This window comes from Streptomyces sp. NPDC005752, from assembly GCF_040630715.1.
GTDB lineage: Bacteria > Actinomycetota > Actinomycetes > Streptomycetales > Streptomycetaceae > Streptomyces.
In genome coordinates this window covers 1-2,868 of record NZ_JBEXYB010000092.1, presented here as the reverse complement: position 1 = coordinate 2,868, position 2,868 = coordinate 1, and the positions used below count along the sequence as shown (strand labels likewise).

The 2,868-nt window shown below is 70.0% G+C and carries 2 protein-coding genes; both read left to right on the top strand.

Annotated features, from left to right (window positions below):
- Nucleotides 1-2,031 (top strand): SDR family NAD(P)-dependent oxidoreductase (locus ABZ441_RS33490; RefSeq protein ID WP_358981181.1); only part of this gene is annotated, 2,031 nt, incomplete at its 5' end.
- On the top strand, nucleotides 2,031-2,868 hold an 838-nt coding region (locus ABZ441_RS33485), incomplete at its 3' end, for a polyketide synthase (protein ID WP_358981179.1). The genes ABZ441_RS33490 and ABZ441_RS33485, both read left to right, overlap by 1 nt.

Below are 2,868 nucleotides of genomic sequence, written 5' to 3'. Positions count from 1 at the left end.
GGCACCACACCCCACTGGACCAACTACTACAACCAACAACAACGCCGCCGCATCCCCCTCCCCACCTACCCCTTCCAACACAAACGCTACTGGCTTGACCGGCAGACCACAGCGCCGTCCGTCGTCAGCGGCAGCACGGCGCGCCGCGACGACATCACGGACTGGTTCTACGCCCCGTCATGGCAGCGAGCCGCTCTCCCTGCCGGGGGGCAGCCGGACTGCGGCCGGCACTGGCTGGTCTTCGCCGACGGCCTGGGCGTGGGTGAGGCGATCGCCGAACGGCTGCGGTCCGGTGGCGCCACGGTCACCGTGGCGGCGGCGGCCGACGGTTGGTCCGAGCCAGGAGGCGGCCGGTACGGCATCGACCCGGCCGGCGGCGCCGACCACGACCGGCTGATCAACGCGCTGCGGGAGGGCCCCGCCGGCGTACCCACCCGCATCGTCCACGCCTGGAGTGTCACCGCGCCGGGTGAGGAGGGAAGCCTCCAGCACGGCTTCGAGAGCCTGATCCGTCTCGCCCAGGCGCTCGTCCGCCACCCGGACGGAGAGCCGCGCCGGATCTGGGTGCTCAGCAACGGACTGCACAACGTCACCGGCGCCGAGCGGCTGTCGCCACTGAAGGCCGCCCTGCTGGGCCCCTGCCGCGTGCTGCCCCGCGAACTGCCCGGCACCACCTGCCGGAGCGTCGACCTCGACTGCCTGACTTCTCCCACCAAGGTTCAACTGGACAGGCTGATGGCCGAGTTGACTTCCGAGCCGGAGCCCGGCACGGAGACGGTGGCCCACCGGGGCGGCCACCGGTGGTCCCAGCACTACCTGCCGCAGCCCCTGCCCGCAGGTGACCGGCCGCCGGTGGTGCGCAGGGGCGGTGTCTACCTCGTCACGGGCGGCACCGGCGGCCTGGGCCTCGCGCTGGCCGAGCACCTCGCGGCCGCGGGAGCCCGGATCGCGCTCACCGCGCGCACCCGGCTGCCGGACGCCGAGGAGTGGGACTCGTGGCTCGTCCGCAACCCGGGTGCGGGCCGGCTCGCCGAAACCGTGCGGACGTTGGTCCGCCTGCGGGACGCGGGCGCGGAACTCCTGGTGCTCCGGGCCGATGTGAGCGACCGGGCGGCGATGCGCGAGGCCGTCCGGCAGACCACCCTGCGCTGGGGAGCCATCGACGGCGCCTTCCACACGGCGGGCGTGGCCGGTGGCGGTCTGATCCAGCTCAAGGACCTCCAGGCGGCCGCCGAGGTGCTCCTGCCGAAGGTACGCGGCACCCTGGTGCTGGAGGAGGTCCTTGCGGACCAGGAGCTGGACTTCCTGGTGCTGTTCGGTTCGAACGGTGCGAACATCGGCAGTGTCGGGCAGGTCGACTACTGCGCCGCGAACTGCTTCCTCGACGCCTTCGCCCAGGACCGCGGCCGTGGACAGCGGGTGATCTCGATCGACTGGGGCCCGTGGCGGGAGATCGGCATGGCGGTGACCACCGCGACGCCGCCCGGCATCGAGCAGGTGGAAGAGCGCGCCATGTCGGCCGCCGAGGGGCTGCGGGCTCTCGACACGATCCTGGCCGGCGCCTCGGAGTCGCAGATCATCGTGTCGCCCGCCGAGCTCTCGGCCCTCTTCGCGAGCGCCTTCTCGCTGGACCGGAACGCCACCGTTGAACCCCCCACCACCGCACACGAACGCCCGGACATCCTGACCGAGTTCGTGGCCTCCCGCAGCGACACCGAGCGCGCGGTATGCGAGGTGTGGCAGGACCTGCTGGGCATCGAGAAGGTCGGCATCCAGGACAGCTTCTTCGATCTGGGCGGCAACTCCCTGATCGCGATCCAGCTGGTGAGCACCGTCAACACCAGGCTGGGTACGAAGTTCACGCTCGGCGATCTGTACGAGGGACTGACGGTCGCCCACCTGGCGGGGCTGACCGAGAAGCCGGTGGAGCAGGCACCGAGTGACAACCTCAAGGCACTTGAGGACCGCAGAGCGAAGATGCAGCAGCGGCGTCAGCACCAGCAGAGGCGTCGAACGGCAAGGGGCGAATGATGACCACTGACTTCACGGATCTCCCGGCACGGGACGGTGTCGCGATCATCGGGATGGCGGGGCGTTTCCCCGGTGCCGGGGACCTGACCGAGTTCTGGTCGAACCTGCGCGACGGTGTCGAGTCGATCGTCGCCCTGACGGACGAGGAGCTGGCGGCGGCCGGAGTGCCGCCCGAGGTCTTCGGACGGCCGGACTACGTCAAGGCCGCACCCAAGTTCGAGGGCATCAGCCTGTTCGACGCGGAGTTCTTCGGGTACACCGCCCGCGAGGCCAAGATCATGGACCCGCAGCACCGGCTCTTCCTGGAGACGGCGTGGGCGGCACTGGAGCACTCGGGTTACGACACCGCCCAGTACGACGGCAGCATCGGTGTCTTCGGCGGCGCCAGTACCACCGCCTACCTCGGGAACATCCTCAGCAACCTGGAGCAGGGCGAGGCGATCAAGGGTGAGAACGTCGGCCTGGGCTTCGAACTCGCCTTTCTGACCAGCCGGGTGTCGTACAAACTCGACCTGCGGGGACCGAGCTTCCCCGTCCAGACCGCCTGCTCGAGTTCCCTGGTCGCGCTGCACGCAGCCTGCCAGAGCCTGCTCAACTACGAGTGCGACATGGCCCTTTCGGGGGCGGTGTCGTACAAGGTGCCCGAGAACACCGGCTACCTCTACCAGGAGGGAGCGTTCCTCGCTCCGGACGGGCACATCCGCCCGTTCGACGCGGACGCCCGTGGCACGGTCTTCGGCAACGGTGTCGGCGTGGTGGCACTGAAGCGGCTGGAGGACGCGCTGAACGACGGCGACACCATCCACGCCGTGATCAGAGGATCGGCCGTCAACAACG